At 70.5% G+C, this 24,108-nt stretch carries 21 protein-coding genes; 10 read left to right on the plus strand and 11 right to left on the minus strand.

Annotated elements, in window-relative coordinates:
- Nucleotides 1–147: 147 nt before the first annotated feature.
- From ACFVDO_RS05270 to ACFVDO_RS05290, 5 genes are all read left to right on the plus strand, one after another.
- Nucleotides 148–1,554, plus strand: coding sequence for a hypothetical protein (locus tag ACFVDO_RS05270; RefSeq protein ID WP_378856809.1), 1,407 nt, complete (start codon nucleotides 148–150; stop codon nucleotides 1,552–1,554).
- Nucleotides 1,551–2,195: a DUF4129 domain-containing protein gene (locus ACFVDO_RS05275; RefSeq protein ID WP_378856812.1), complete on the plus strand. Its 645-nt coding sequence runs from the start codon at nucleotides 1,551–1,553 to the stop codon at nucleotides 2,193–2,195. The genes ACFVDO_RS05270 and ACFVDO_RS05275 overlap by 4 nt, the downstream gene beginning before the upstream one ends.
- Nucleotides 2,192–3,439: a DUF4350 domain-containing protein gene (locus tag ACFVDO_RS05280; protein ID WP_378856814.1), complete on the plus strand. Its 1,248-nt coding sequence runs from the start codon at nucleotides 2,192–2,194 to the stop codon at nucleotides 3,437–3,439. Before ACFVDO_RS05275 ends, ACFVDO_RS05280 begins: the two co-directional genes overlap by 4 nt.
- A gap of 80 nt (nucleotides 3,440–3,519) precedes the next feature.
- Entirely contained in the window at nucleotides 3,520–4,443 is a 924-nt protein-coding gene (locus ACFVDO_RS05285; RefSeq protein WP_378857063.1) for an AAA family ATPase, read from the plus strand.
- A 17-nt stretch (nucleotides 4,444–4,460) separates the two neighbouring features.
- Nucleotides 4,461–5,768: a DUF58 domain-containing protein gene (locus ACFVDO_RS05290; RefSeq protein WP_378856816.1), complete on the plus strand. Its 1,308-nt coding sequence runs from the start codon at nucleotides 4,461–4,463 to the stop codon at nucleotides 5,766–5,768.
- Nucleotides 5,769–5,946: 178 nt separating this feature from the next.
- Here ACFVDO_RS05290 and katG read toward each other — a convergent pair whose 3' ends face one another.
- Together katG and ACFVDO_RS05300 are read right to left on the minus strand one after the other, a co-directional pair.
- Nucleotides 5,947–8,154 carry a catalase/peroxidase HPI gene (gene katG / locus ACFVDO_RS05295; RefSeq protein ID WP_378856818.1) on the minus strand — a complete coding sequence of 736 codons (2,208 nt, stop codon included), beginning with the start codon at nucleotides 8,152–8,154 and terminating at the stop codon, nucleotides 5,947–5,949.
- A 33-nt stretch (nucleotides 8,155–8,187) separates the two neighbouring features.
- Nucleotides 8,188–8,622 carry a Fur family transcriptional regulator gene (locus ACFVDO_RS05300; protein WP_378856820.1) on the minus strand — a complete coding sequence of 145 codons (435 nt, stop codon included), beginning with the start codon at nucleotides 8,620–8,622 and terminating at the stop codon, nucleotides 8,188–8,190.
- 155 nt (nucleotides 8,623–8,777) lie between these two features.
- Here ACFVDO_RS05300 and aqpZ point away from each other — a divergent pair, with 155 nt between their 5' ends.
- Entirely contained in the window at nucleotides 8,778–9,533 is a 756-nt protein-coding gene (aqpZ, locus tag ACFVDO_RS05305) for an aquaporin Z (protein WP_378856822.1), read from the plus strand.
- A 61-nt stretch (nucleotides 9,534–9,594) separates the two neighbouring features.
- On the opposite strand, the gene ACFVDO_RS05310 is transcribed toward aqpZ, so the two are convergent.
- Nucleotides 9,595–10,590: a stage II sporulation protein M gene (locus ACFVDO_RS05310; protein WP_378856824.1), complete on the minus strand. Its 996-nt coding sequence runs from the start codon at nucleotides 10,588–10,590 to the stop codon at nucleotides 9,595–9,597.
- 16 nt (nucleotides 10,591–10,606) lie between these two features.
- Here ACFVDO_RS05310 and ACFVDO_RS05315 point away from each other — a divergent pair, with 16 nt between their 5' ends.
- Nucleotides 10,607–11,416 carry an RDD family protein gene (locus ACFVDO_RS05315; protein WP_378856826.1) on the plus strand — a complete coding sequence of 270 codons (810 nt, stop codon included), beginning with the start codon at nucleotides 10,607–10,609 and terminating at the stop codon, nucleotides 11,414–11,416.
- A 27-nt stretch (nucleotides 11,417–11,443) separates the two neighbouring features.
- On the opposite strand, the gene ACFVDO_RS05320 is transcribed toward ACFVDO_RS05315, so the two are convergent.
- The 4 genes from ACFVDO_RS05320 to ACFVDO_RS05335 all read right to left on the minus strand — a co-directional run bounded on the left by ACFVDO_RS05320 (nucleotide 11,444) and on the right by ACFVDO_RS05335 (nucleotide 14,624).
- Nucleotides 11,444–12,658, minus strand: a complete 1,215-nt coding sequence (locus ACFVDO_RS05320) for an ABC transporter permease (protein ID WP_378856827.1) — start codon at nucleotides 12,656–12,658, stop codon at nucleotides 11,444–11,446.
- A complete protein-coding gene (locus tag ACFVDO_RS05325; protein ID WP_378856829.1) occupies nucleotides 12,655–13,389 on the minus strand; it encodes an ABC transporter ATP-binding protein in 735 nt (244 codons plus the stop codon). Before ACFVDO_RS05325 ends, ACFVDO_RS05320 begins: the two co-directional genes overlap by 4 nt.
- Nucleotides 13,386–14,297 (minus strand): efflux RND transporter periplasmic adaptor subunit, encoded by a 912-nt coding sequence (locus ACFVDO_RS05330; RefSeq protein ID WP_378856831.1) that lies wholly within the window; start codon nucleotides 14,295–14,297, stop codon nucleotides 13,386–13,388. The genes ACFVDO_RS05325 and ACFVDO_RS05330 overlap by 4 nt, the downstream gene beginning before the upstream one ends.
- Before the next feature lie 120 nt (nucleotides 14,298–14,417).
- A complete protein-coding gene (locus ACFVDO_RS05335) occupies nucleotides 14,418–14,624 on the minus strand; it encodes a DUF3499 family protein (RefSeq protein ID WP_378856833.1) in 207 nt (68 codons plus the stop codon).
- Nucleotides 14,625–14,707: 83 nt separating this feature from the next.
- Here ACFVDO_RS05335 and ACFVDO_RS05340 point away from each other — a divergent pair, with 83 nt between their 5' ends.
- Nucleotides 14,708–15,130: a hypothetical protein gene (locus ACFVDO_RS05340; protein ID WP_378856835.1), complete on the plus strand. Its 423-nt coding sequence runs from the start codon at nucleotides 14,708–14,710 to the stop codon at nucleotides 15,128–15,130.
- 16 nt (nucleotides 15,131–15,146) lie between these two features.
- On the opposite strand, the gene ACFVDO_RS05345 is transcribed toward ACFVDO_RS05340, so the two are convergent.
- From ACFVDO_RS05345 to manA, 4 genes are all read right to left on the minus strand, one after another.
- Complete coding sequence (locus ACFVDO_RS05345; protein ID WP_378856837.1) at nucleotides 15,147–16,595, minus strand: DUF5719 family protein; 1,449 nt, start codon at nucleotides 16,593–16,595, stop codon at nucleotides 15,147–15,149.
- Complete coding sequence (locus ACFVDO_RS05350; protein WP_378856839.1) at nucleotides 16,592–19,585, minus strand: glycosyltransferase; 2,994 nt, start codon at nucleotides 19,583–19,585, stop codon at nucleotides 16,592–16,594. Before ACFVDO_RS05350 ends, ACFVDO_RS05345 begins: the two co-directional genes overlap by 4 nt.
- An 83-nt stretch (nucleotides 19,586–19,668) precedes the next feature.
- Entirely contained in the window at nucleotides 19,669–19,983 is a 315-nt protein-coding gene (locus ACFVDO_RS05355; protein WP_378857064.1) for a WhiB family transcriptional regulator, read from the minus strand.
- A gap of 169 nt (nucleotides 19,984–20,152) precedes the next feature.
- The gene (gene manA, locus ACFVDO_RS05360; protein ID WP_378856841.1) at nucleotides 20,153–21,274 is read right to left on the minus strand and encodes a mannose-6-phosphate isomerase, class I; all 1,122 of its coding nucleotides are present in this window, start codon (nucleotides 21,272–21,274) and stop codon (nucleotides 20,153–20,155) included.
- A 90-nt stretch (nucleotides 21,275–21,364) separates the two neighbouring features.
- Here manA and ACFVDO_RS05365 point away from each other — a divergent pair, with 90 nt between their 5' ends.
- Together ACFVDO_RS05365 and ACFVDO_RS05370 are read left to right on the plus strand one after the other, a co-directional pair.
- Nucleotides 21,365–22,783 carry an O-antigen ligase family protein gene (locus ACFVDO_RS05365; protein WP_378856843.1) on the plus strand — a complete coding sequence of 473 codons (1,419 nt, stop codon included), beginning with the start codon at nucleotides 21,365–21,367 and terminating at the stop codon, nucleotides 22,781–22,783.
- Nucleotides 22,780–24,075 (plus strand): O-antigen ligase family protein, encoded by a 1,296-nt coding sequence (locus tag ACFVDO_RS05370; protein ID WP_378856845.1) that lies wholly within the window; start codon nucleotides 22,780–22,782, stop codon nucleotides 24,073–24,075. Before ACFVDO_RS05365 ends, ACFVDO_RS05370 begins: the two co-directional genes overlap by 4 nt.
- The last annotated feature ends 33 nt before the right edge of the window (nucleotides 24,076–24,108 follow it).

A 24,108-nucleotide genomic window follows, 5' to 3' on the forward strand; every position in this document is an offset into this window, starting at 1 on the left:
CCCTACCCCGACATGACCGCACCTCCGCACAGCTTACTGAATCCGACCCGGCACGTCCTGGACGCGCCTCCGCGCGGCGTCGTCACGCCGCTTCGCATGTGCCACGATGGGACGGCATGCTGTCGTGCTGCGCGGGAGGGGAAGCGAGTGAGCGGTCAGGGCTGGACACCGGCACCGAGACGAGGGGCGATCCCGCTGCACCCGATGACGTTCGGGATGCTGCTCGGGCGTGCCTTCGCGGCGCTGCGACACAACCCGAAGGTGCTGTTCGGATTCGCCGTCGTGATCCAGCTGCTGACCATGCTCGTCGTCCTCATCGTTCTGGGTGCGATCATCACCGCCAGCGTCCTGCGACTTCAGACCGTGCTGCCCGGTTCGGATGACGCCCTCACGATCCAGGCCGGCACCGCAGGACTCACGATCGTCTTCAGCATCCTCGCGGTGCTCCTGTCCGCCGCAGTCGCGGTCGTGCTGCAGGGGATCGTCGCCGCCGACGTCGCGCTCGCGGCGCTCAATCGCAAGGGCACGCTGCGCGCGCTCTGGAAGCGGATGGCCCCCTCGTTCTGGCGCCTCCTCCTCTACGCGCTTCTGCAGGGCCTCGTCGTCGGTGCCGCGTTCGCGCTCATCGGCCTCGCAATTTTCGGCATCGCCGCCGGCGCAGGGCTCGCCGGCACAGACGCCACGGGGCTCGCGATCACACTGACGATCGTGCTCGGCATCGGCTGCATCCCGCTGTTCGTCTGGCTCGCCACGAAGCTGATGCTGGTCCCCAGCATCCTGGTGCTGGAACGGGCGACGCTGCGTACAGCGCTGGTGCGCTCCTGGCGGCTCACCCGCGGACGCTTCTGGGTGGCCTTCGGCGTCGCCTTCCTGATCTCCCTGATCATGGGCGTCGCCGCCAACGTCGTGTCCATCCCCGGCGCCATCATCACGTCGATCGTCATGGGCATCGTGGCACCCACCGGCGACCCGGCTGTCGGGCAGATCGTCGCCATGGTGCTGGCGATCCTGCTGCCCCAGCTGCTGGTGTTCGGCGTGCAGGCGATCGGACAGGTCGTGCAGTGCACCGGCGCGACGCTCGTCTACGTCGACTCACGGATGCGATACGAGGGCCTGGATCAGACCCTGATCGCCTACCAGGAGCGCAGTGCGGCCGGCTGGTCCGAGGAGCAGCTCGGCGACCCGTACGCCGTCGATCCCGCCCGTGCCGTGACCAAGGAGAAGCCGCAGGCACCTGCGTACGCCTCCCCGCTGCAGTACGGCTACGCGCCGCAGGGCTATCAGCAGCCGATCGCACCCTACGGCTACGGGCAGCCCCAGCAGGCGCCGGCACCTGCCGCACCCTACGGATACGGGCAGCCCCCGGCGCCCGCATATCCGCCGTACTATCAGCCCGCTCCGGCCGCTCCTGCTCCCCCGGCATCCGCTCCCGTGCAGTCAGCGCCGCCCGCGCCGTCGGTGCAACAGGCTCCGCCCGCTCCCGCACCGCCGATGGCGGTCCCCCCGCCCCCGCCGTCCGACAGCCCCTGGGCGCCCCCGAGCGGCGGCGCATGATCCTGCCGCTCGCGAGCACCGACGTCTTCGTCCCCGACGGAGACGAGGCTCGACGCTGGGCGAAGGAGGAGCTCTCCAAGCAGATCTACGAGGCGGCGAAGCCCAGCTGGTTCGACCGGATGTCGCGGGCGATCCTGGAGTGGCTCGCCGGGCTGTTCAACCCCGACGGCTCCGGCGCGATCGCGCCCTTCGCCGGCGTGCTGATCGTCGTGGTCATCGTCGCCGCGCTCGTGGTCGCGCTGATCGTCTGGGGCCGCCCACGGGCATCCCGCTCCGTGCGCCGAGGCGCTCGTCTGCTCGGAGAGGCCGATGACAGAACCGCCGCCCAGTTGCGCGCCGACGCGGAGCGCGCCGCCCGCGACAGCGACTGGGATGCCGCAGTGACGCTGCGCTTCCGCGGGCTCGCACGCGGTCTCATCGAACGCGACCTGATCGACCCCGCCCCCGGCGCGACCGCGCAGGCTATCTCGCGCGATGCCGGCGCGACGCTCCCTGCCGAGCGAGCCGCACTGCACGACGCCGCGTCATCCTTCGACAGAGTGCGATACCTGCAGGTGCCCGCCCAGGAGGCGGACTACCGCGCGATCGCCGCGACCGACGAGCGCCTGATCGCCCTGCGCCCGGAGGCGGTGCCGGCATGACGCTGCTCGAGGACGACGTCAGGACCCCGTCCGGTTCCGAGGCATCCACCGCCGCCGCTCGTCCCCGCGGGCGCTGGCGACGCTGGGCCGGATGGCTCATCGTCGTGGCGATGCTGATCGGCGGCACGGCGATCGCCGCCCGGCTCGTGACGACCCCGCCCGCGATCGGCACCATGCTCGACCCCGAGAGCCCGGGCGATGCCGGTGCCCGCGCGCTGGCCGAGCTCCTGCGACAGCAGGGCATCGAGGTCACCGTCGTCCGCTCCTACTCCGAGGTGCGCGGGCACCTCGACGGCGGCGCCACGCTGGCGATGGCAGACCCGCTCTACCTCACCGATGAGACGGTGCAGGCGATGGTCGCGGATGCCCCGCGCACCGTGCTGCTCTCCGGCAGCGCGCGCATGCTTCGGCTGTTCCGGCTGGGAGAGTCGGCCGCCGGCGAGCCTGGCCGGGTCACGGCGGACTGCGACCTCCCCGAGTTCGCCGGAGTGGGCACGATCGTCCCCGGCCGGATGTTCTCGCCGTCCGTCAACGCGACCGGGTGCTTCATCGGCCAGGACGACGAGGCGGCTGTGCTCGTCGACTACTCCTCGTCGCAGCGCATCTCACTCGTCGACGGCACGGTCCTGTTCACCAACGGCCGCCTCGGGGAGAACGGCAACGCCGCGCTCGGCCTCGCGCTGCTCGGCCAGACCGGGCACGTGGTCTGGTACGTGCCGTCCTCCGAAGACAGCGACATCACCGGCGAGGCGCAGGAGTCCCTCGGCTCGCTGACCCCCGATTGGGTCACGCCCGCGATCCTCTTGCTGCTGCTGGCGGGCCTCGCCGCGGCGCTCTGGCGCGGACGCCGGTTCGGACCGCTCGTGGCGGAGACCCTTCCGGTCACCGTGCGCGCCTCCGAGACCATGCACGGTCGCGCCCGGCTCACCGCGAAGGCGGCAGACTCCGCGCACGCCGCCGAGGCGATCCGCGAGGGCACGGTCCGACGGCTCGCGCAGCGACTCGCGCTGGGCGATCGCGCCGCCGCCACCGAGGTCGCGGATGCGGCATCCGATCGGCTCCGCATCCCGCGCGGCTCGCTGCAGGAGCTTCTGGCCGGTCCGCCGCCTGCCGACGACCAGCAGCTCGTCGGCCTGGCCCGCCGCCTCGCCGAGCTGGAGGATGCCGTGGACGCCGCGCTGCACCCCGACCTCCGCGCCCCGAACCCCGACGACCCATCGCGATCCGGAAGGACAACCCCGTGACCGAGGAGAACACCCTGCCTGCGCAGAACACCGCGCCTGCGCAGAGCCCCGTGGCGGACGACGCCGCTCTGCGCCAGGCCATGCACCGCGTGCGACTCGAAGTCGACAAGGCGGTGATCGGCCAGGCCGGCACCGTGACCGGTCTGCTGGTCGCGCTGCTCGCCCGTGGTCACGTGCTGCTGGAGGGCGTGCCCGGCGTCGCGAAGACGCTCGTGGTGCGCTCGTTCGCCCGCGCGGTGGGCCTGGACACCAAGCGGGTGCAGTTCACCCCTGACCTGATGCCCGGCGACGTGACCGGCTCGCTGGTCTACGACGCGCGCACCGGTGAGTTCGAGTTCCGTGCGGGTCCGGTGTTCACCAGCATCCTGCTCGCCGACGAGATCAACCGCACGCCGCCGAAGACCCAGGCCGCGCTGCTGGAGGCGATGGAGGAGCGCCAGGTGTCGGCCGACGGCGTCAGCCGGCCCCTGCCTGATCCGTTCCTGGTGGCCGCGACGCAGAACCCGGTCGAGCACGAGGGCACCTACACGCTGCCGGAGGCGCAGCTGGACCGGTTCCTGATGAAGCTGGTCGTCGGGATGCCTGAGCGGGACGCCGAGGTCTCGGTGCTGCGCCTGCACGCCGACGGCTTCTCGCCGCGTCTGCTCAGCGGGGTCGAGGCCGCGATCACCGCGGAGGAGATCCGCGCCGCGCAGGAGGCCGCCGCCCGTGTGCAGGTCACCGACGAGGTGCTCGGCTACGTCGTCGATCTCGCCCGAGCCACCCGCCAGTCCCCCTCGGTCGAACTCGGCGCCAGCCCTCGTGCCGCCACGGCGCTGCTCGCCGCGGCCAAGGCGTGGGCCTGGCTGAACGCCTCTGCCGCGGTCACCCCCGATCACGTGCAGACCATGCTCATGCCGGTCTGGCGACACCGCCTGCAGCTGCGTCCCGATGCGCAGATGGAGGGCGTGACACCCGATGCCGTGCTCGCCTCGGTGGTGCAGCAGACCCGCGTTCCGATCTGATCGGCTGAGGAGAGCCAGTGTTCTTCACCGGACGATTCGCCGTCCTCGTCGGGTTCGGCGTCATACCGATCGTGCTGCTGAGCGCGACCGGTGTGTCGGCGTGGGCGGTGCTCGGCCTCTGGATCGCGCTGTGCGTCGCACTGATCTCGCTCGACGTGCTGCTCGCGGCCAGCGCACGTCAGGTGACCGTCACCCGTCGCATTCCGGGACGGGCGCGGATGGGTGAGCCGGTCGAAGCCAGCATCGCACTGCAGAACACCGGACGACGCACCGTGCACGCCCTCGTCCGGGACGCCTGGCAGCCGACGGCCGGCGCCCCGACCGGGCGCGCGCGCATGGTCGTGCCGCCCGGAGAGCGGCGTCGCGCCGCTGTACCGCTGCTGCCGCGCCGTCGCGGCGAGCTCGTCAGCGAGTTCGCCGTCATCCGCTCCCGCGGACCGCTCGGCCTCGGTGGCCGTCAGGCCAGACACGACGTGCGGGGCAGCATCCGAGTGCTGCCGGCGTTCGCCTCGCGCAAGCATCTGCCCTCCCGGCTGGCACGGCTGCGCGAGCTGGACGGCAACACGTCGATCCAGGTCCGCGGGCAGGGCACCGAGTTCGACTCGCTGCGCGAGTACGTGCGCGGAGACGACGTGCGCTCGATCGATTGGCGCGCCACCGCCCGCGCGGGCACGACGATGCTGCGCACCTGGCGGCCGGAGCGCGACCGCCACGTGGTGATCCTGATCGACACCGGCCGCACCGCGGCCGCACGTGTCGGAGACGGCACCCGCCTCGACGCCTCGCTCGAAGCCGCCCTGCTGCTCGCGGCCCTCGCGAACCGCGCCGGTGACCACGTGCACCTGCTGATGTACGACCGCGTCACCAGGGCACGGGTCACCGGCGTCGACGGCGCCCCGCTGCTGCCGGCGCTGAGCGACGCGATGGCCCCGGTGCATGCGCAGCTGATCGACACCGACTGGCCGAGCGCGTTCGCGGCGATCCGCTCGATGACCACGCGCCCCTCGCTGATCGTCGTCCTCACTGCGCAGGACGCCGCGGAGTCAGCGCGCGGGTTCCTCGGCGCCTTCCCGCAGGCCTCCCGTGCGACGACCGTGCTGGTCGGCTCGACCACCGACGACGGCATCGCCCGGCTGGCGCGGCAGCGCGATTCCCGCGCCGACGTGTATCTCGCCGCTGCGGCGGAGCGCACGATGCGTGATGCGGAGAACGTCGCGGACGCCATCCGCCGCGCCGGCGGCGAGGCGATCGCCGCCGACCCCGAGGCACTGCCCCCGCGGATCGCGGACCGCTACCTCGAACTGAAGGCCGCCGGCAGGCTCTGACCCCCGGCATCCGGATCCCGGGCCATCCGGACCCGGCTTTGCAGCCGGCGGACGAAACGGCGGATGCCGGACGACACGCCGGTGACTCTCCCGCCCGCCGCAGATCCGTCCGCCGTCCGCAGGTAGACAGCGGAACGGCCCCCGCACCGGAGGTGCGAGGGCCGTTCGAGCATGGAGCTCAAACCAGGTCGAAGCGGTCCAGCTCGGTGACCTTGCCCCAGGCTGCGGCGAAGTCGCGGACGAACTTCTCGTTCGCGTCATCCGAGGCGTACACCTCGGCCAGCGCGCGCAGCTCGGAGTTCGAGCCGAACAGCAGGTCGACACGCGTGCCACGACCGACCAGGTCGCCCGAGCCGTCCTTGCGGCCCTCGAAGGCGTGCGAGCCCGGGTCCAGCGGCGTCCAGGTGGTGCCGAGGTCGAGCAGGTTCACGAACACGTCGTTCGTGAGCACGCCCGGACGCGTGGTGAACACGCCGTACTCGGAACCGTCCCAGTTCGCGCCGAGGGCGCGCAGACCGCCGACGAGCACGGTCGTCTCGGGAGCGGTCAGCGTGAGCAGGCTGGCCTTGTCGAGCAGGTGGAACTCGGCCGGCTGCTCCGCCAGAGGACCCTGGTAGTTGCGGAAGCCGTCGGCGACCGGCTCCAGGTAGCGGAACGACTCGACGTCCGTCTGATCCTGCGTGGCATCCGTGCGTCCCGCGTGGAACGGTACGGTGACCTCGACGCCGGCCTCACGGGCGGCCTGCTCGACCGCCGCGTTGCCTGCCAGCACGATCAGATCGGCGAGCGAGACCTTCTTGTCCGAGGTCTGCGCGTCGTTGAAGGACGACTGGATGCCCTCGAGCACACCGAGCACCTTCTGCAGGCGTGCCGGGTTGTTGGCCTCCCAGTCCTTCTGCGGGGTGAGGCGGATGCGGGCGCCGTTGACGCCACCGCGCTTGTCGCTGCCGCGGAAGGTCGACGCGGCGGCCCAGGTGGTGGCGACCAGCTCGGAGACGGTCAGCTCGCTCTCGAGCACCTGCTGCTTGAGCGCCGCGGCATCCGCGTCGTCGATCAGCTCGTGGTCGACGGTCGGGACGACGTCCTGCCAGATCAGCTTCTCCTCGGGCACCTCGGCGCCGAGGTAGCGGGCCAGCGGGCCCATGTCACGGTGAGTGAGCTTGAACCAGGCACGGGCGAACGCGTCGGCGAACGCGTCGGGGTCGTCACGGAACTTCTGCGAGATCGGACCGTAGATCGGGTCGTAGCGCAGCGACAGATCGGTGGTCAGCATGCGCGGCTCGCGACGGCCGTCGGAGTGCGCGAGCGGAACCATGTCGGCACCGGCGCCGTTCTTCGGCCGCCACTGCTGCGCGCCGGCCGGGCTCTCGAACTTCTCCCACTCGTAGGCGTACAGGATGTGGAAGAACTCGTTGTCCCAGCGGGTGGGGTGGTAGGTCCAGGTGACCTCGAGGCCGGAGCCGATCTGGTCGTCGCCCTTGCCGGTGCCGAAGGAGCCCTTCCAGCCCAGGCCCTGCTGCTCGATCGGTGCGTCCTCGGGATCAGGACCGACGTTGGTGTCGGGGGCCGCGCCGTGCGTCTTTCCGAAGGTGTGGCCACCGGCGATCAGCGCGACGGTCTCCTCGTCGTTCATCGCCATGCGGGCGAAGGTCTCGCGGATGTCGATCGCGGCGAGCAGCGGGTCGGCGTTGCCGTCCGGGCCCTCCGGGTTGACGTAGATGAGACCCATCTGAGTGGCGGCGAGCGGCTTGTCCAGGTCGCGCTCACCGGTGTAGCGCTTGTTGGCGAGCCACTCGGCCTCCGGGCCCCAGAAGATCTCCTCGTCGGGCTCCCAGACGTCGACACGGCCGCCGGCGAAGCCGAAGGTGGCGAAGCCCATCTCCTCGAGCGCAACGTTGCCGGCGAGGATCATCAGGTCGCCCCAGGAGATCGACTGGCCGTACTTCTTCTTGACGGGCCACAGCAGACGGCGGGCCTTGTCGAGGTTGACGTTGTCGGGCCAGCTGTTCAGCGGCGCGAAGCGCTGCTGGCCGGTGCCGCCACCGCCGCGGCCGTCGGTCACGCGGTAGGTGCCCGCGCTGTGCCACGCCATGCGGATGATGAGCGGGCCGTAGTTGCCGAAGTCCGCCGGCCACCAGTCATGCGAGGTGGTGAGCGTCTCCGCGATGTCGGCCTTCACGGCGTCGAGGTCGAGGGCCTCGAAGGCGGCCTTGTAGTCGAAGTCGCCCTCGAGAGGGTTGCGCTTCTCGTTGTTCTTCGCCAGCACCTTGATGTTCAGCTGGTTCGGCCACCACTGGCGGTTGCCGGGGCCGCTCGCGGTCCCCTTCGGCTGGTGGATCACCGGGCAGCCGTCTGCGGCGGCTTCGGTCTGAGTCACGTCAGTCATTGCTTTCCTTCTTCGTGTGTGGTCGTGGTCGGTTCAGTCACGGTTCAGCACGCAGCGGGAGCACAGCCCCCAGTACGTCACTTCTGCCGAGGAGATGGTGAAGCCCCGGTCATCGGAGGGGGTGAGGCAGGGTGCGGAGCCGATCGCGCAGTCGACGTCCTCGACCGCGCCGCAGCCGGTGCACACCAGGTGGTGGTGGTTGTCGTCGACGCGCAACTCGAAGAGCATCGGGTGCCCTGCGGGTTCGATGCGGCGCACCAGGCCCGCGGCGGCGAAGTCGCCGAGCGCGTTGTAGACGGACTGCATGCTGGTCGAGTCGACGTGCACCCGCACCTTCTCGTGCACCTCGTCGGCACTGGCATGCGGATGCTCGCGGAGTGCGTCGTACACCGCGCGACGGGAATCGGTGATCCGAAGGCCCGCACCACGGATGGCGATGTCGGCAGCGGCGGCGAGGGGGACGGACATGCTCCACAGCCTAGCTGTTTTGATTCATTCAAGAAAGGGGTCGTGTCACGGGCGTGTCGCCCGGCGGCGTGTCCCGGCTGTGCATTCGCTGAGAGTGCGGAATCATGTGAAAGTCCGGCAACCGCCGTGGCTTCCACAAGGTAAGGACAGAGAAAATGACTGATTCCCCGTCCCCGGCGACTCCCGCGCTCGGCGCGAAACTCGCCGCAGAGGGCTTCGGAACGTTCCTGCTGGTCTTCGGCGGCGTCGGCACCGCTGTGTTCGCCTCGAACCTGTACGTCGACCCCTCGCCCAACGCCGGCGTCTACCTCCCGGTGGCTCTGGCGTTCGGACTCACGGTGCTCGTCGGCGCCTACGCCTTCGGCCCCATCTCCGGCGGTCACTTCAACCCCGCCGTCACGCTGGGCGTCGCGGCGGCCGGCCGCATGCCCTGGCGGGACGTCGTGCCGTACATCATCACGCAGATCGTCGGCGGTGCGATCGCCTCCACCTTCCTCGTGCTCATCGGGATCTTCGGCCCGGAAGGCTGGCTGAAGGGAGCACAGGATGCCGGCTTCGCCAGCAACGGCTGGGGCGAGCACTCCCCCGGCGGGTTCGGGCTCCCGGCCGCGATGATCATCGAGGTCATCCTGACCGGAATCTTCGTGCTCGTTATCCTCGGTACCACGCACCCCGAGCGGGGTACGAAGTTCGCCGGAGTCGCGATCGGCCTGTCGTTGACGCTGATCCACCTGATCTCCATCCCGGTGGACAACACCTCCGTCAACCCCGCCCGTTCGATCGCCGCGGCGATCTACGGCGGCGTCGGCCCGCTCGGCCAGCTGTGGGTGTTCCTGGTGTTCCCGATCGTCGGCGCGCTGCTCGCGGGCTTCGCCTACAAGGCGCTGTTCGACGCAACGCAGAAGATCTGATCCGCACGGATCAAGAAGGGGTCGGCGCATCGCGCCGGCCCCTTCTTCGTGCCGGCTGCGGTCAGCCGGCGACCAGGCGCGGGGTGCCCGCCTCGTACTCGACCAGGTCGCCGGTCTCGCCGCGGCGGACCGCACGGCCGCCCACCACGAGCATGTAGACCAGGAAGACCGCGAGCGCCGCGGCGCCGATGCCGAGCTTGACCGGCCAGGGCAGTCCCCAGCCGGTGACGAATCCTTCGACGAGGCCGGACAGGAAGAGCGCGAAGATCAGTCCGATCGCCACCGTGGCGAGCGACCGCCCCTCGGATGCGAGCGCCTCGGCACGCGTGCGCCGCCCCGGCGCGACCCAGGCCCAGAAGATGTGCAGCCCCGCTGCACCTGCGACGAAGATGCAGGCCATCTCCAGCATCCCGTGCGGAAGGATGTACAGCACCATCACGTCGAGCCGGCCGTGCGCGGCCATGATGGCGGCGGCGATCCCGATGCTCACGGCGTTCTGAACCATCATGTAGAGCGGCCAGATGCCGGTGATGCCGAACAGCACGCACTGCAGCGCGATCCAGGCGTTGTTGGTCCACACCATGCCGGCGAACTCCGCCGCCGGATTCTCGCTGTAGTAGCCGGTGAAGTCCTCCTCGGCGTACTGCTTGAGCAGATCAGGTGGGCCGAGCGTCGCCACCAGCGCCGGATCGGATGCCGCCCACGCGGCCACCAGTGCGGCGATGATCACGAAACCGACGGCGATGACGAGCGTCGTCCACCGCACCCGGTACAGCGCTGCGGGCAGCTGCGACCCGAGGAACCTGCCGACCTGCGCCAGCACCCCGTCGGATGCACCGGTCAGACGCAGCCTGCCGGCGCCGAGCACAGTGGACAGGTAGGCGCTCTGCGGCGACTCCCCGACGGACGTCTTGAGCTCGGCGAGGTCGGCCGACGCCGCACGATATCGCACGATCAGCGCGTCGACCCCCGCGCCGTCGAGGTGACGGGTGCGACTCAGCCGGTCTAGGGCGTCCCACTCCTGGCGGCGCGCATCGGCGAGGGCATCGGCATCCACCTGATTTACTGTACTCATGTCCCTGCCGATCGACGCGTCCGAGGAGATCCTGTCCGGCGAGGCGGTCGCCATCGACGCACAGCCGATCGGCTTCATCCTGCGCGCAGCCGGCGCGATCATCGACATGCTGCTCGGCTTCGGCGTGTACATCGCCTTCGTCTTCCTCGGCATCTGGCTCGACGGGATCGGTGCGTTCGACGATGCGACCGTGCGCATCTACCAGGTGGCCGCGATCGTCATCAGCTTCCTGGTTCTCCCGGTCACCGTCGAGGTCGCGATGCGCGGCCGGAGCCTCGGCAAGCTGGCGGTCGGCGGGCGGATCGTACGGGTCGACGGCGGTGCGATCGGGTTCCGGCACTCCTTCATCCGCGGCCTGCTGGGCGTCCTGGAGGTGTACATGACGCTCGGCAGCGTCGCCATCATCACCGGCGCCCTCACGCCACGGTCACAGCGACTCGGCGACCTGGTCGCCGGCACATACAGCCAGCGTGTGCGCGTGCCCGCGCTGGTGACGTTCCCGCCGATGCTTCCGCAGGGGATGTCGGAGTGGGCGCGGATCGCGGATGTCGCGAAGCTGCCGGACCGGCTCGCTCGGCGCATCTCGCAGTTCCTGTCCAGCGCGGCGATGCTCAGCCCGGCCGCCCGCGTCCGTCTGGCGGACGAGCTCGCAGCCGAGGCGGCGCCGTTCGTCTCGCCGATCCCGCCCGTCCCCTCCGAGACGCTGCTGGTTGCGATCACCGCCCTGCGGCGTGCACGTGAGACGCGCGCACTCGAGCTCGCCGACGACCGCGCCGAACGGCTCACCGGGCGACGCGTACGCGTCTGACACCCGCACGCCCCTGCCCGGCAGACCTCAGAACCTGATCGCGTCGATCACCTTCACCCGAAGCGCCACCAGTGCCGGGATGAACCCGGACAGCGCCCCGACGATCACCGCGGCGAGCAGCCCGGTCAGCGCGGCTCGCATCGGGAAAGGCGGCACGTCCTGAAGGTTCATGCTCATCACATCCGCTGCCATGATCCAGCGCAGCACCGCCACGGTCAGCGCGATGCCGATCACACCGGCCACGGTGGTCGCCACCAGGCTCTCCAGGAAGACGGTGCTGAACACCCTGGCTGTGGTCGCACCGAAGGCGCGCCGCACGCCGATCTCACGCACCCGCTGCCGCATTGCGACGAGCTGGATGTTGATCAGGCCGAGCGCCCCGAGCGCGAGGATCAGGCCGGCGATCCCGCCCATGACCAGTTCCTGGATGCGCATGCTCTCCGCATAGCCGGACTGAGCGCCGATGTCGGTCCGGTCGACCATGACATCCTGGCCGTCGGGCAGCCCGGAGCGCAGGTCCATGGCGAGCACCGGCCCGACCGAGCTGACGTCCTCGGCGCCGATCCAGATGTCCCATCGGGGCTGGGCGCCCTCCGGCAGCCCGTCGACCCGCGACGCGTACGAGTCGAGGAGCAGGTCGATGCGCACATCCCCGTCGCCCGGCCACTGCTTCGGGCGCACGCCGACGATCTGGTAGGTGCCGCCGGCGTCGCCCACCAGCGAGATCGTCGGATGCTGATCCAGCGGGACGCTGCCCAGCCGCTCCCACATCGGCTCGCTGATGATCACCGGCGGAGCCAGCGCCTCCACGTCCTCGGCCCTGAACTCGCGGCCCACCAGCAGCTGCTCACGGTGGATGACGGTATACGAGGGATCGATCAGGCGCGCCATCGTCGCGCGCACGCCGTCCGGCGACTGCACCTGCACCTCGACGCCGTCGACGACGCGCGCGACGTGCGAGAACCCATAGCGCTCCGCCACGCGGTCGAATCTGGCCTGGAAAGCAGCGACGTCGACCGGTGTTCCGGTCTCGTCCAGCGGCGTGACCGCGACCGTCGCCGCCCGGCCGCCGTAGCGATCGGACTGCTCGATCTGACTCTGCATCGAGTACTCCGAGAAGGCGATGACGGCGGTCAGCGCAGCCACGGAAACGGCGATGCCGATCAGGCTCAGCAGCACGCGCATCCTGTGCACGCGGATCTCGGCCCAGGCATCGGCCAGGGCGCCCAGCAGGCCGGTCACAGGACGGCCTCCTCGATCTGCAGGGTCGACGCCTCGAATGCGCGCCTCAGGTCCGCCTCGGCCAGAACTCCGGCATCCAGCCGGTAGTGCCGGCGCGCCCGCGCCGCGACGTGCAGGTCATGGGTGATCGTCACGAGCGCGGCATCCGTCTCGGTGGCGACCTCGTCCAGCAGCGCCATCACCGTCGCGCCTGTGTCGATGTCCAGGGCGCCGGTGGGCTCGTCGGCGAGGATCAGCACAGGTCGGCGCACCAGCGCGCGGGCGATCGCGACGCGCTGCTGCTCGCCGCCGGAGAGCCGATCGGCGACCTGGTCGATGCGGTGCCCGAGCCCCACTCGCTCCAGCATGTCGGCCGCGATGCTGCGGCGGTTCCAGAACATCCGCCCTCGAGCGTGCCCGAGGGGCATCATCACGTTGTCGAGTGCGGTGCGACCGGGCAGCAGGTTGAACTGCTGGAAGACGAAGCCGACGTTCGCGCCGCGCAGACGGTCCAGCCTGCCGGCCCGCATCCTCCGCACCTCGCGGCCCTCGAACGAGACCGATCCCGAACTCGGCGTGTCCAGCATGCCGAGAATGTTCAACAGCGTCGACTTGCCCGATCCCGAGCGCCCGACGATGGACACATGGTCGCCTGCGTCGACCTCGAGGCTCACGCTGCGCAGGATCTGCAGCAGGGAGTCATCAGGCAGACGAACGCTCTTCGCGACGTCCTGCAGTACGACCAGGCTCACCAGCTCGTCCCCGACTCGCAGATCTGGCCGCCCGTTCCATCGTCGTAGCAGTTCTCCTCGGTCGGCGCCGCGAAGCCAGGCACGTACTGACGGATCTGATCGCCCTCGGCCAGGCCCTCGATGACCTCTACGCTGTCGCCGTCGTTCACGCCGAGCTTCACGGTGCGCTCCTCCGGTTCGACGCCTTCGCCGGCGTCGAGCCACACGAGGCCGCTGCCCGCCCCGCCCTTGACCGCCGTCACGGGCACGACGAGGGCGTCTGCTACCTTGCCGAGGGCGAGATCGAGCTTGGCCGGCAGTCCCGCGAACACGGTCTGCCCCGCGGGCACCGCGCACCTCACGCTCGCAGTCCCGTCCTCGGCGACCTGAGTGCGCACGCCCGTGCAGGCGAACGGGGCGGGTCCGCCGGTGATCGTCACCTGGCCCTCGGCAGGGGCGTTGACCAGCCGGTGCAGCTGTGCCGGCTGCACCGTGGCGAGCACGTGATAGCGCGACGGCGTGAGCGTGAACACGTCGCCGCCGACCGTCGTCCCCTGTCCCTTGACGACGGCGATCTCCGATATCTCTCCCGCCTCGGGTGCCACGATGTCGACCTTCTTCACGGGGTCGAGCTGCTTCACCGTGAAGAGCACCTGACCCTTCTTCACCGTGGCGCCATCGGCGACGCGGACGTCGACCACGGTCCCCTCGACCTGGCTGCGGACGGGAAAGGCCTCATCCCTCGCGATGTTCGCGTCGAGTCCCAGCGCATTCGTCAGTGATCCACGTTCGACGGCGACGACAGGATCGGCGACACTCGCACGAGGCTCGGCCGCGGCGACCGGCTGATCGTCAGGGAAGAAGGCAAGTTTCACCAGTGCTGCGGCTGCCGCGCCGAGCACGATGACCAGGATGACGGGGAGAACCACACGACGCCAGACAAGCACGGCTGCCCTTTCCGGAGGCGCCGCCCTGGCGCATCCGCGATCAGCCTAGCCAATAATGATTTCCGGGTATGTAAGGGTTTCCCCTGATTCTGCCCCGACGCGTCAGGCGCGCAGCGCCTCGTGGCGCACGACCAGCCATCCGGCCGGAACGGAGAGACGATCCGCGTGCGGCCCGCACAGGTCGTGCGCGTGCGGGTGCCCTGCAGGCCCCAACGGCCCGAGCGCGGCCATCTGGTCACCGTAGTCGTACGTCAGGGTCGCGACCGCTTCGCGCGCGCAGCCCACCTTCGAGCACAGTCGTCCGTCCATCTCCCTCAGGCTACGCGCGCACGGTCCGCACCGGCGGATGCCGCGCGGGCCACGGCAGATGCCGCGCGGATAGACTTGGCCCCATGCCCCGTCGCCGCTCGTCCCGTGCCTCCGTCGCCCGCGGCGCCCGGCACGGCAGGCACGGACGCCTGGGGCGCAGCGAGGTCGTGCGTCCCCCGCTGCCGCCGCTCGACGGACGCATCGACAGGTTCGACCTCACGGTCGGCACCGCGGTCGAGTTTCTCCGCGGAACCTGGCCGGAGTTGCGCGACGTGAGATTCGAGATCGCCGCAATGCCGCTGCACGACCGGCCGGATCGAGTGCCGCGTTGGCGGATCGACCACCAGCAGCAGCGCATCTCCCTGTACCGCGTGCCGATCGAACGGCTGCTGCCCAAGGGCCACGACGACGCCTACCACCGGCGTTACGCGATCGAGAGCGCCGTGTTCCACGCCGCCGCGGAGTACGTCGGGCGGGAGCCCTGGGAACTCGGTCGCGAGGGCTGACCCCGACGGTCGGACGTCAGGGGTAGACGATGATCGCAGGCTGACGCTGCGCGTCCGGCCACAGCGGCCAACCCGCGATGCCGACCGATTCCTCCGCGGTCGGGGGCGCGGTGGGCGGCGGTGCCGTGTCCGTGCCGGTGTCGACCACGAGCCCGGCCCCCTGCTCGAGCATCGATATCGAGGCGTGCACGGGCGCAGAGGGCGAGAGCACCGGCGTCGATCCGGGTCGCAGCTCCACGGACACGGAATCCCCCGCCGGCACGTCGACGGTGCGCTCGTCGCCGTCGTCGTCGAGGGTGACCTCGACCGGCGCGTCGCCGGGGTTGGCCAGATGCAGTTGCGGCGACGGCCCTCTAGGCACGGCGAACATCAGATCGGTGGTGAGCTCCGGCGCGGGGGTCATCCAGGCGAAGTCCGCACTGGGCCCGTCGGCGACCGTCTGCCTGGCAGCCGCGACGATCGGCTGATCGGCCGCGATCTCGATGTCGTACGAGCCGACGGGCACGTCGCCGAGCGAGAGCTCGCTCGGAACACCCTTGAGCAGGCTCATGCGGTATTCGGTGGGATCGCCGCCGTTCTCGCGGCGCACGGTGATCACGGCGTCGCTGTCGACACCGGGTGCCAGCATCCGCAGTACCGTGCCGACATCGCCCTCGCCTGCGGCGGCGGTCACCTGCACACCGGTCATCACCAGGGATCGCTGCGCCTGGTCCATGCCGTCCTGCACGTCTGCGCCGATCGGCCGCAGCACCTGCGTGAACGAGGACTGCAGAGCGGCCCTCACCGGAGCGCCGTCCGCAGCGACCTGGATCACGGGGCTCGTCTCATCCGGAGCGATCGATGCCAACGGCACGGCGATCTGCGTCCGCGCCGGCACTGTCTGCGTGCTCGACGAGCGCTGCACGCCGAAGACGGTGAGCGTCACGGTGGACGGTACGTCGAAGGCGTTCGAGAGCACGATCACATCGGTGGCACCGGTGGATGCGTCCGCACCGACGAGCCAGGTCTGCATCTGCGGCGCCCGGCATGCCGAGGCCGAGAGTCCCACCACGTCCTCCGTGCTCAGCATGAGCGACTCCGAGCCTGCGATCAGCGGTGCCTTGCGGTCGCGCACCTGACCGGTGAGACTGCGCGCGCCGGATCCACCCGCGAGCTCGGGCATGTCCAGCGACGCGGATGTCGGATCGCCGTCGGATCCGCCGATCACGGTGCGCGGCACGCCGGCGGAGATCATCAGGTCGGCCTGGGTGGTGTCGCGACCGAGCACGCGGAAGGACCCGTTGCACACCAGCACGCTGTCCCCCGGCACGGGGGCGACGCTGACCTTCGCCGGCTGATGCTCGACGCCGGGCCAGGGGGCGGCCACACCGGCGAAGACGCCGAGCACGCATCCCACAGCGACGATCGTTCCGGTGAGCACGCGCGCGCTCGTCGCCGCCACGCGCAGGGCGCGGTTCGCGGTCATGATCGGTTCTCCTCATCATCGGATGCGGCGGGATCGGATGCGGCGGGATCGGGGGCGGCGGGGACTTCCGGCACCTCGGCCGGAGGCGCCGGCTCCGCGGATGCGGGCACGACGACAGCCGTCCCCTCACCGGCTATGCTCGCCAGCTCGCGGGCCTCCGCGTCGGCCAGGGCGAGGACGTCACGCCGACGTGAGATCACCACGGGCTCCTCCGGTGCCCTCCCGACGATCCGGGACTGCGCACGCGCAGCGCGCCGGGACGCGCGGGTCGGGATCGAGAGCAGCAGCGCGGCGATCACCGCGATCAGCTGGAGCAGCACCACCAGTCGAGCGGCGGCCTGCTGAGCATCATTCAGGCCGGGCCGTCCCGCAACGCGGCCCTCAACGCGCCACAGCACACCGCGGACGGTCTCACCGGCCTTGACGAAGCCAGCGCGCTGGCCGATCGCGGTGGCCGCGGCGCTGTGCAGCGCCTCGCCCTTGTCGGATCCCCCCGGCGCGAGGAGCACGAACGAGATCCCTCGAGCGGCGAGAGACTTGGCCGCGTCGTAGTCCCGGGCGGAGAGCAGATCGACCGCGAGCACGCTCACGCCGTCATCACGCGGCTCGGTGGCGGTGGAGAGCATGGTGGTCTGCGCGCCCAGCGTGCGGCCCGCCCCCCAGACGACGTCCGTCGCCAGTGCCCCATCATCGCGCGGGGTCAGCACCAGCGTGCCGGCGTCGTCATTCGACTCGGCAGCGACCAGAGCGGGTAGCGTCTGCGCGGCGGCCGCGCTCAGCTCGGCCCGCTCCTGGTGCTCCGCGGTCAGGGCGGGCAGCGCGCACACCGCGAGTGCCAGTCCTGCCACCACGGCCGCGACCGAGCGCAGCCAGGGAAGCGTGAGTGCGGTGTCGAGCGTGACCAGAGCCGCGCCGACGACACCGACCCACGCCAGGCTCAGTCCCGCACCCGGCCAGATCGCCGCGCTATCGCCGTGGAAGAAACTCACCACGATGCCGACGGCGAGGAGCGCCGTGCCGATCCCCGCCACCGTCACCACGAGCAGGATGATTCCCGCACGCCAACGCGGCGCGACCGCAGCGATCAGCGCCAGCGCGGCGAGCGGAGCGAGCAGCAGCGGCACTGCCGCGAGCGGTGCACCGGCGACCGAGTCCCAGCTGGCGATGTCCATCGAGGGGAAGCCCATGGCCAGAACACCTCGACCGGCCGCATCCGCCGGGGCCTGCGGTCCCGCAGGCCAGACCGAGCCGGGGTCGGCGAGCAGGGCGATCAGCGAGCCGTGCCGCAACTGCGCCCATGCCAGCGGCGCGAACAGCGCGACCGCGGGGATGATCGTCCAGATCAGGCGCGCAGCGCCGTGGATGCGACCGCGGACGAGCACGAGGATCAGGGCGACGGCCCACAGGACGACGACTGCAGGAGCGATCGACGGCGCGCAGGCCAGCGATGCGGCGAGCAGCAGCGACGCCGCCCCTGCTGCTCCCCACGAGCGGTGCGCGACAACCGCCGCATGCACCGCCCACGGCAGCAGCAGGTGAAGCATGACGGCGGCAGGGCGTCCCTGCACGAGAGCCGTCAGGAATGTGGGGGCGAGAGCCCAGGCCACACCGCCCAGGATTCTCAGGCCCGAACGATCCGTCACTCGGGTCGCCGCGAACCATCCGCCGAGGACGGCCAGCGGTAGGGCGAGGATCCAGAGCAGCACCATGGCGCGCGACGGCCAGCCCGGCCAGAGCGATCCGAGCACGGCGACCACGACGGAGAACGGGTCGGCGGGGCCGACTGTGTGCAGCCCCATCCCGCGCAGCCCCCATGCGGCATCCGCCCAGAGCGCCGACACCGTGTCGCGCAGCGGCAGCAGCGCGCCGCCGCCCATTCCAGGCCAGGCCAGCAGGGTGGTGAAGCTCGCGACGCTCACGACGAGTGCGGCGAGCACCGCCCAGGCGCCGCCGCCGGAGAAGAAGCGCAGTTCGCTGACCGCGCCGCCCTCACTGCCGTATCCGTCATCCAGGCTGCGATGCAGTTCGGCGCGGGTGATGCGCAGGGGGGCGATCGCGGACCAGCCCGAGGTGCGGACGGCGGCGAGAGCCGCGCGCGATCGCGCGATGGAGCCGAACCGCAGCATCTCGGTGAACGCGGCGCCCCACTCGGGTGCGACGGCCGCCGGGCGCTTGCCGATCAAGTGCGCCGCGGAGCGCCACAGGGCGAGCGGCAGAAGCGTGAGCCAGTGCAGCGGCACGGCCGGCATGGGTGCATAGGTCAGCCGGCGGTGCAACTGCGCGAGACGGGTCGCCCAGGCCCGCTGCGAGTCGCGCTGCGGAAGCGCGGCGGGTCCATCGTCGCGGACCGCCACCTGCGCCGCCGGGACGAGCACGACCCTGCCGCCTGCCAGACGGGCACGGATGCCGAGGTCAAGCCCCTCATCGGCGCCCGCGAGCGCGGGGTCGGGGCGCAGACTCTGGACGAGTTCCGTGCGGACCAGCATTCCGCGGATGTCTGCGCTGAGGGCGTCATCGGCGCCGTCGTGCTGCCCCTGATCGAGTTCGCCGGAGGCCAGCTCGACGGAGCGGCCGAGCGAGGTCATGCTCACGCCGAGGGAGACGATCTCGCGGTGTCCCTCATCGGTGAGCTTCGGCGCAGCGATGGCCGCGGACGGCGATCGCTCCAGTGCTCCTGCGAGGAGTTCGAGCGCATCGGGCTCGGGGACCGTGTCCTGTGCGAGCAGCCAGACCGCGCGACCCTCCGGGACGCGCGAGTATGCGGCCTGCAGGGCGTCCGCATAGGACAGCCCCTGACGAGTCTCGACGACGCCCTCGACGATCGAGGGGAAACCGTCGCCGCGGATACCGGCGATACTGCCGGTCACCACGATCGTGACCGCCTCGGGGACAAGGCGCTGCGCGCGCACCGCGTCGAGGGTGCGGATCAGCTGGGTGCGCGCGGACTCACCGGAGCGCGTGACGACAAGGGCGTGAACTCGGGCTGGCATGACGTGGCCAGCCTAGGCAGACGGTGGACCGTCAGCGGTGAGCGCACCCGGCGCGCCCCGAGAAGCGGGGTCGCGGTTCGGGTTCAGCCGGCGCGTCGCTTCAGCTTGCGCCGCTCCCGCTCGGACAGTCCGCCCCAGATGCCGAAGCGCTCATCGTTGTTCAGCGCGTACTCGAGGCATTCGCCCCGGACGTTGCAGGAACTGCAGATGCGCTTGGCGTCGCGAGTGGATCCGCCCTTCTCGGGGAAGAACGCCTCAGGGTCGACCTGCGCGCAGAGTGCGTCGGCCTGCCATGCGAGTGCGTTGTCATCCTCTTCCGGTTGCCTGACCCCAGGAACGCCGAGATCGACCGGATCGACGTACCAGTTGTCGGGAACTTCCGAACGGTAACCCGTCATCTCGATCTCCCAACACTTTGCCTTGCCCCCCTCGGGCCGTGCACTAGTAATTACACCCGTGTCATTCGGCTGGGTCAAGTCGCGGATAGTAAACCCTCAACCGGGTCTTGAAGGTTCATTGCGCCCTTTCCGGCGTGTCGCGCGGGCGTGTCGCCCCGTGTTCAGGAGGTCAGGCGGCCGCGCCGGGCTGAGCGACGAACGCTTCGCCGACGCCGCTGAGCACGAGCCGGTTCTCCCCCGCCGAAGCGAAGACCGCGGTGCCCACCGGTGCGGCGACCGTCTCACCGTCGGCGCCGCGCACGAGGATGTCCCCGGCTGTCGCGAGCACCATGGACGGGCCGTGCGCGTCGAGCACGAGCTCGCCACCGTCCAGCTCGATCCGACGCAGAGCGAAATCCGAGACGGGTACCTCGTAACTCGTGACGGCGCCGCTGTCAGGGCGCAGAACGGGCACATCCCCCGGGGTGGTGTCCAGGATCGCCAGGAGCTCGGCCACGTCGATGTGCTTCGGCGTCAGGCCCCCGCGCAGCACGTTGTCGCTCGCCGCCATGATCTCCACGCCCAACCCGGACACGTACGCGTGCAACAGGCCCGCGCGCAGGAACACGCCCTCGCCGCGTGACAGCACGACCACGTTCATGAGCAGCGCCACGACCACACCGGGGTCACCGGGATACTGGTCGGCGACCGAGCGAACGACTTCGAGCTCGGTGGCGAACTCCTCGGACTCCGCTGCGGCGAGCGCCGCGATCACATCTTCGACCTCCGTCTGCGCATCGCCGGAGAGCACCCAGCCGATCGCGTCGCGCAGCACGTCACCGTCGCCGGTCAGCCTCGCGCGCAGTGCACTGACACCCGCGCTGTCGCCGAGCGCCTGGAGCAGCCGCAGCGTCGCGTCCGCCGATCGCAGGCCGGCCAGAGCCTCGAACCGATCGCTCAGCACGACGATCAGCTCCGGCTTGTGATTGTCGTCACGGTAGTTGCGCCGCGGGTCGTCGGCCGGCAGCCCCGCCTCGAGCGCGAAGCCCGCCCGTGCCTGCTCCTTCGTCGGGTGCACCTGGATCGACAGCGGGGCGCCCGCGGCGAGCAGCTTCAGCAGGTACGGCAGCGTCCCCCCGGTGACGGCGTCGAGCGTGCGACCGTCGGCGAGTTCGGCGGGGTCTCCGGGGTGGTCTCCGAACCAGACCTCCGCCTCCGGCGCGGTCGAAGGCGCGCGCCCCTCGAGCGCGGCCAGCAGAGTGGTGGATCCCCAGGCGTAGTCCCGCGGCACGTTCGTCAGTCGCATCAGCATGATCACCAGGGTAGGACGACCGGGAGCGGATGCCGCGCCGCACCGGCCACACAGGGGTTCGCGGGCCCGCGCGCGGTAGCCTGAAACGCGATGGCCCAATTGAGCAAGCACCCTGCATCCCCCGCACCGACGGCTCCCGAGCGGGAGACCACCGGGCACCTCATGCTGCGCGGGTACATCGTCCTCACTCTTTTCGCGACTCTCGCGCACACGGCGGTCTTCAACCTGCTCGGGTCCACCGGCGCCGTGGTCGCGATGGCGCTGCTCACCGCGGGCATCCTGGGCATCTGGATCCCCGCCATCGTGCGCCAGCGGCCCACGCGTTTTCCGTGGCGACGACTGCCCTGGGTCGCGCTCGGCTACGGCGCCTTCGCCCTGCTCTCGGTGATCTGGTCGGAGTGGCCGAGCGCCACCCTGATGACCTGGGCGCTGTGGGTCGCGGTCACGATCAACGCGCTGTTCGCCGCGACGATGCTCACCTGGCAGGAACTGGTGCGAGCACTGTCCAGCGCACTGAAGTGGATCCTCGGGCTCTCCCTCGCGATCGAGCTCTGGGTGGCTCTCGTGCTGCGGCATCCGATCCTGCCGAACTTCGTGGCGTTGCCTGCGGGCAAGATCGATCCGCACATCTACTGGGTGCGCGGCAACCTGTTCAATGACGGGCGAATCCAGGGCATCGTCGGCAACGCGCACACGCTCTCGATGATGTGCCTGCTCGCGCTGATGGTCTTCGGCGTGCTGTACGCATCGAGGGCGCGCCGACGCGGGGCCCTCATCGCCTGGGCCGTCGTCGCGGTGATCCTGCTCTACAAGGCCGCGTCGGCGACGAGCGTGCTCTGCGGCGTCGCCGCAGGTGTGGTGCTGGTGATCGCCCTGCTGATGCGCAGTGCGCGGCGCCCCTCGCAGCGCACGGCGATCTACGTCGGCTCCGCCCTGGTCGTGGTCGCCGGGGTCGCCGGTGGCTTCCTGCTGCGCGATCAGGTGCTGGCCGCGTTCGGCAAGGACTCCGACATGACCGGCCGGTTCGAGATCTGGGCCAAGGTCTGGGAGCGCGCGATCACGCATCCGGTGATCGGAAACGGCTACTCCTCCCCCTGGGTGCCGTGGGACCCAGGTTTCGCCGGCTGGATCGTCGACCACAAGCTCACGGTCTTCCACGCGCACAACATGTGGCTGGACGTCTTCTTCCAGCTCGGCATCGTCGGCGTGCTTCTGATGCTCACCGCCTGGGCGGCGCTCGCCTGGCGCGCCTGGTTCTTCGCCGTGGACCGACCGCGCTGGGACCTCGACGCCAAGCGACCCTACTCGCCGCTCTCGCTGCTGCCGACCATGGTCGTCGCCACACTGCTGGTCGAGGGGCTGGCGGAATCCGCGCCCATCATGCTGTGGGGGTGGATGCTGCTCGTGATGTTCTCATTCAAGATCAAGGCTGTGCCGCTCGTGGGTGTCGGGCTCGACGAGCGGTCCTCGGTCCTCGCACGCGGTGAGCAGGCGCGGCAGGTGCCATGACCGACCTCCGGCATCCTGCGCGCCTGCTCGCATCCGCCGAGTTCGCCAGGGCGTACACGATCGCCGTGCTCATCGCGGTGTTCGGCGCCTTCGCGATCGAGCGCCTCACGTCACCGCTCACACTCGCCACGGTCGTCGTCGTGCTGTCCCTCATCGGCATCGCCGTGCTGTTCGCACGACGGGACGAACTGAGCCTGCTGCGACTGGCCCCGACGTCGCTGCTGGGGTTCCTCGCGCTGGCGCTGCTCAGCGTGGTGTGGAGCTCCGACCGTTCGGACACACTGACGGGCTGGGCGTCGCTGCTCGGATACTCGGTGCTCGCGATCACGGTCGGTCACGTGCGCGACACACTGCAGACGGTGCGCGCGCTCGGCGACACTCTGCGCTGGCTGCTGATCGTCTCGCTCGCGCTCGAGGTGCTCTCCGGCATCCTGCTCGACGTGCCCTTCCAGCGGCTCGGCATCGAGGGCGCGATCGCCACGGGCGGTCCGATCCAGGGCATCTTCGGAACGCGCAACATGCTCGGCTTCGTCGCCGTGATCGCTCTGATCACGTTCGTCATCGAGTGGCGCACGAGATCCGTCTCGACGCCCGTCGCGCTGGGCTCCGTCGCACTGGGCGCCTTCCTCGCCCTGCTGTCGGCATCACCGACCGTCGTCGTCCTCGCCGCCGGCGTCGGGGTCGCGACCCTCGCGCTCATGATCGTCCGGCATGCCACTGCCGAACGCCGCGACATGGTGCAGTGGGCGCTCGGCGGCGTCGTGGTGGTCGGGCTGATCGCCGCGTTCCTGCGCCGGCATCAGATCATCCAGCTGCTGGATGCCGGGTCCGACTTCTCCATGCGCGCGGACCTGTGGAACACGATCCTGGACTTCGTACCCGACAACGCGATCCTCGGCTACGGCTGGGTCGGGGCCTGGCGCGAATCGGCCTTCCCGTTCATCTTCATCAACAGCCTGCTCGATCAGCAGCACCAGAGCGCGCTGAACGCGTACTTCGATGTGCTGCTGCAGCTGGGCTGGCTGGGTCTGGTGCTGTTCCTCGCACTCGGCGGTGTCGCGCTCGTCCGCTCCTGGCTGGTGGCCAGCGTCCGTCGCTCCGTCGTCTACGCCTGGACTCCCCTGGTGCTGGTGACGCTGGCGATCGACTCGATGTTCGAGAGCTTCACGCTCGTCGGCGCCGGCTGGTTCATGCTCGTGCTGTGCGCCCTGCGCGCGGGACAGACGAGATCGTGGCGCGAGAACATCGACGCCGCGCATACGGGCACGATGCCGACGCTGCCTGCAGGCTGAGATCCCCGTCGACGCCGTCAATCGTTGTGGGAA

Source organism: Microbacterium sp. NPDC057741 (genome assembly GCF_042798735.1).
Classification (GTDB): Bacteria; Actinomycetota; Actinomycetes; order Actinomycetales; family Microbacteriaceae; genus Microbacterium.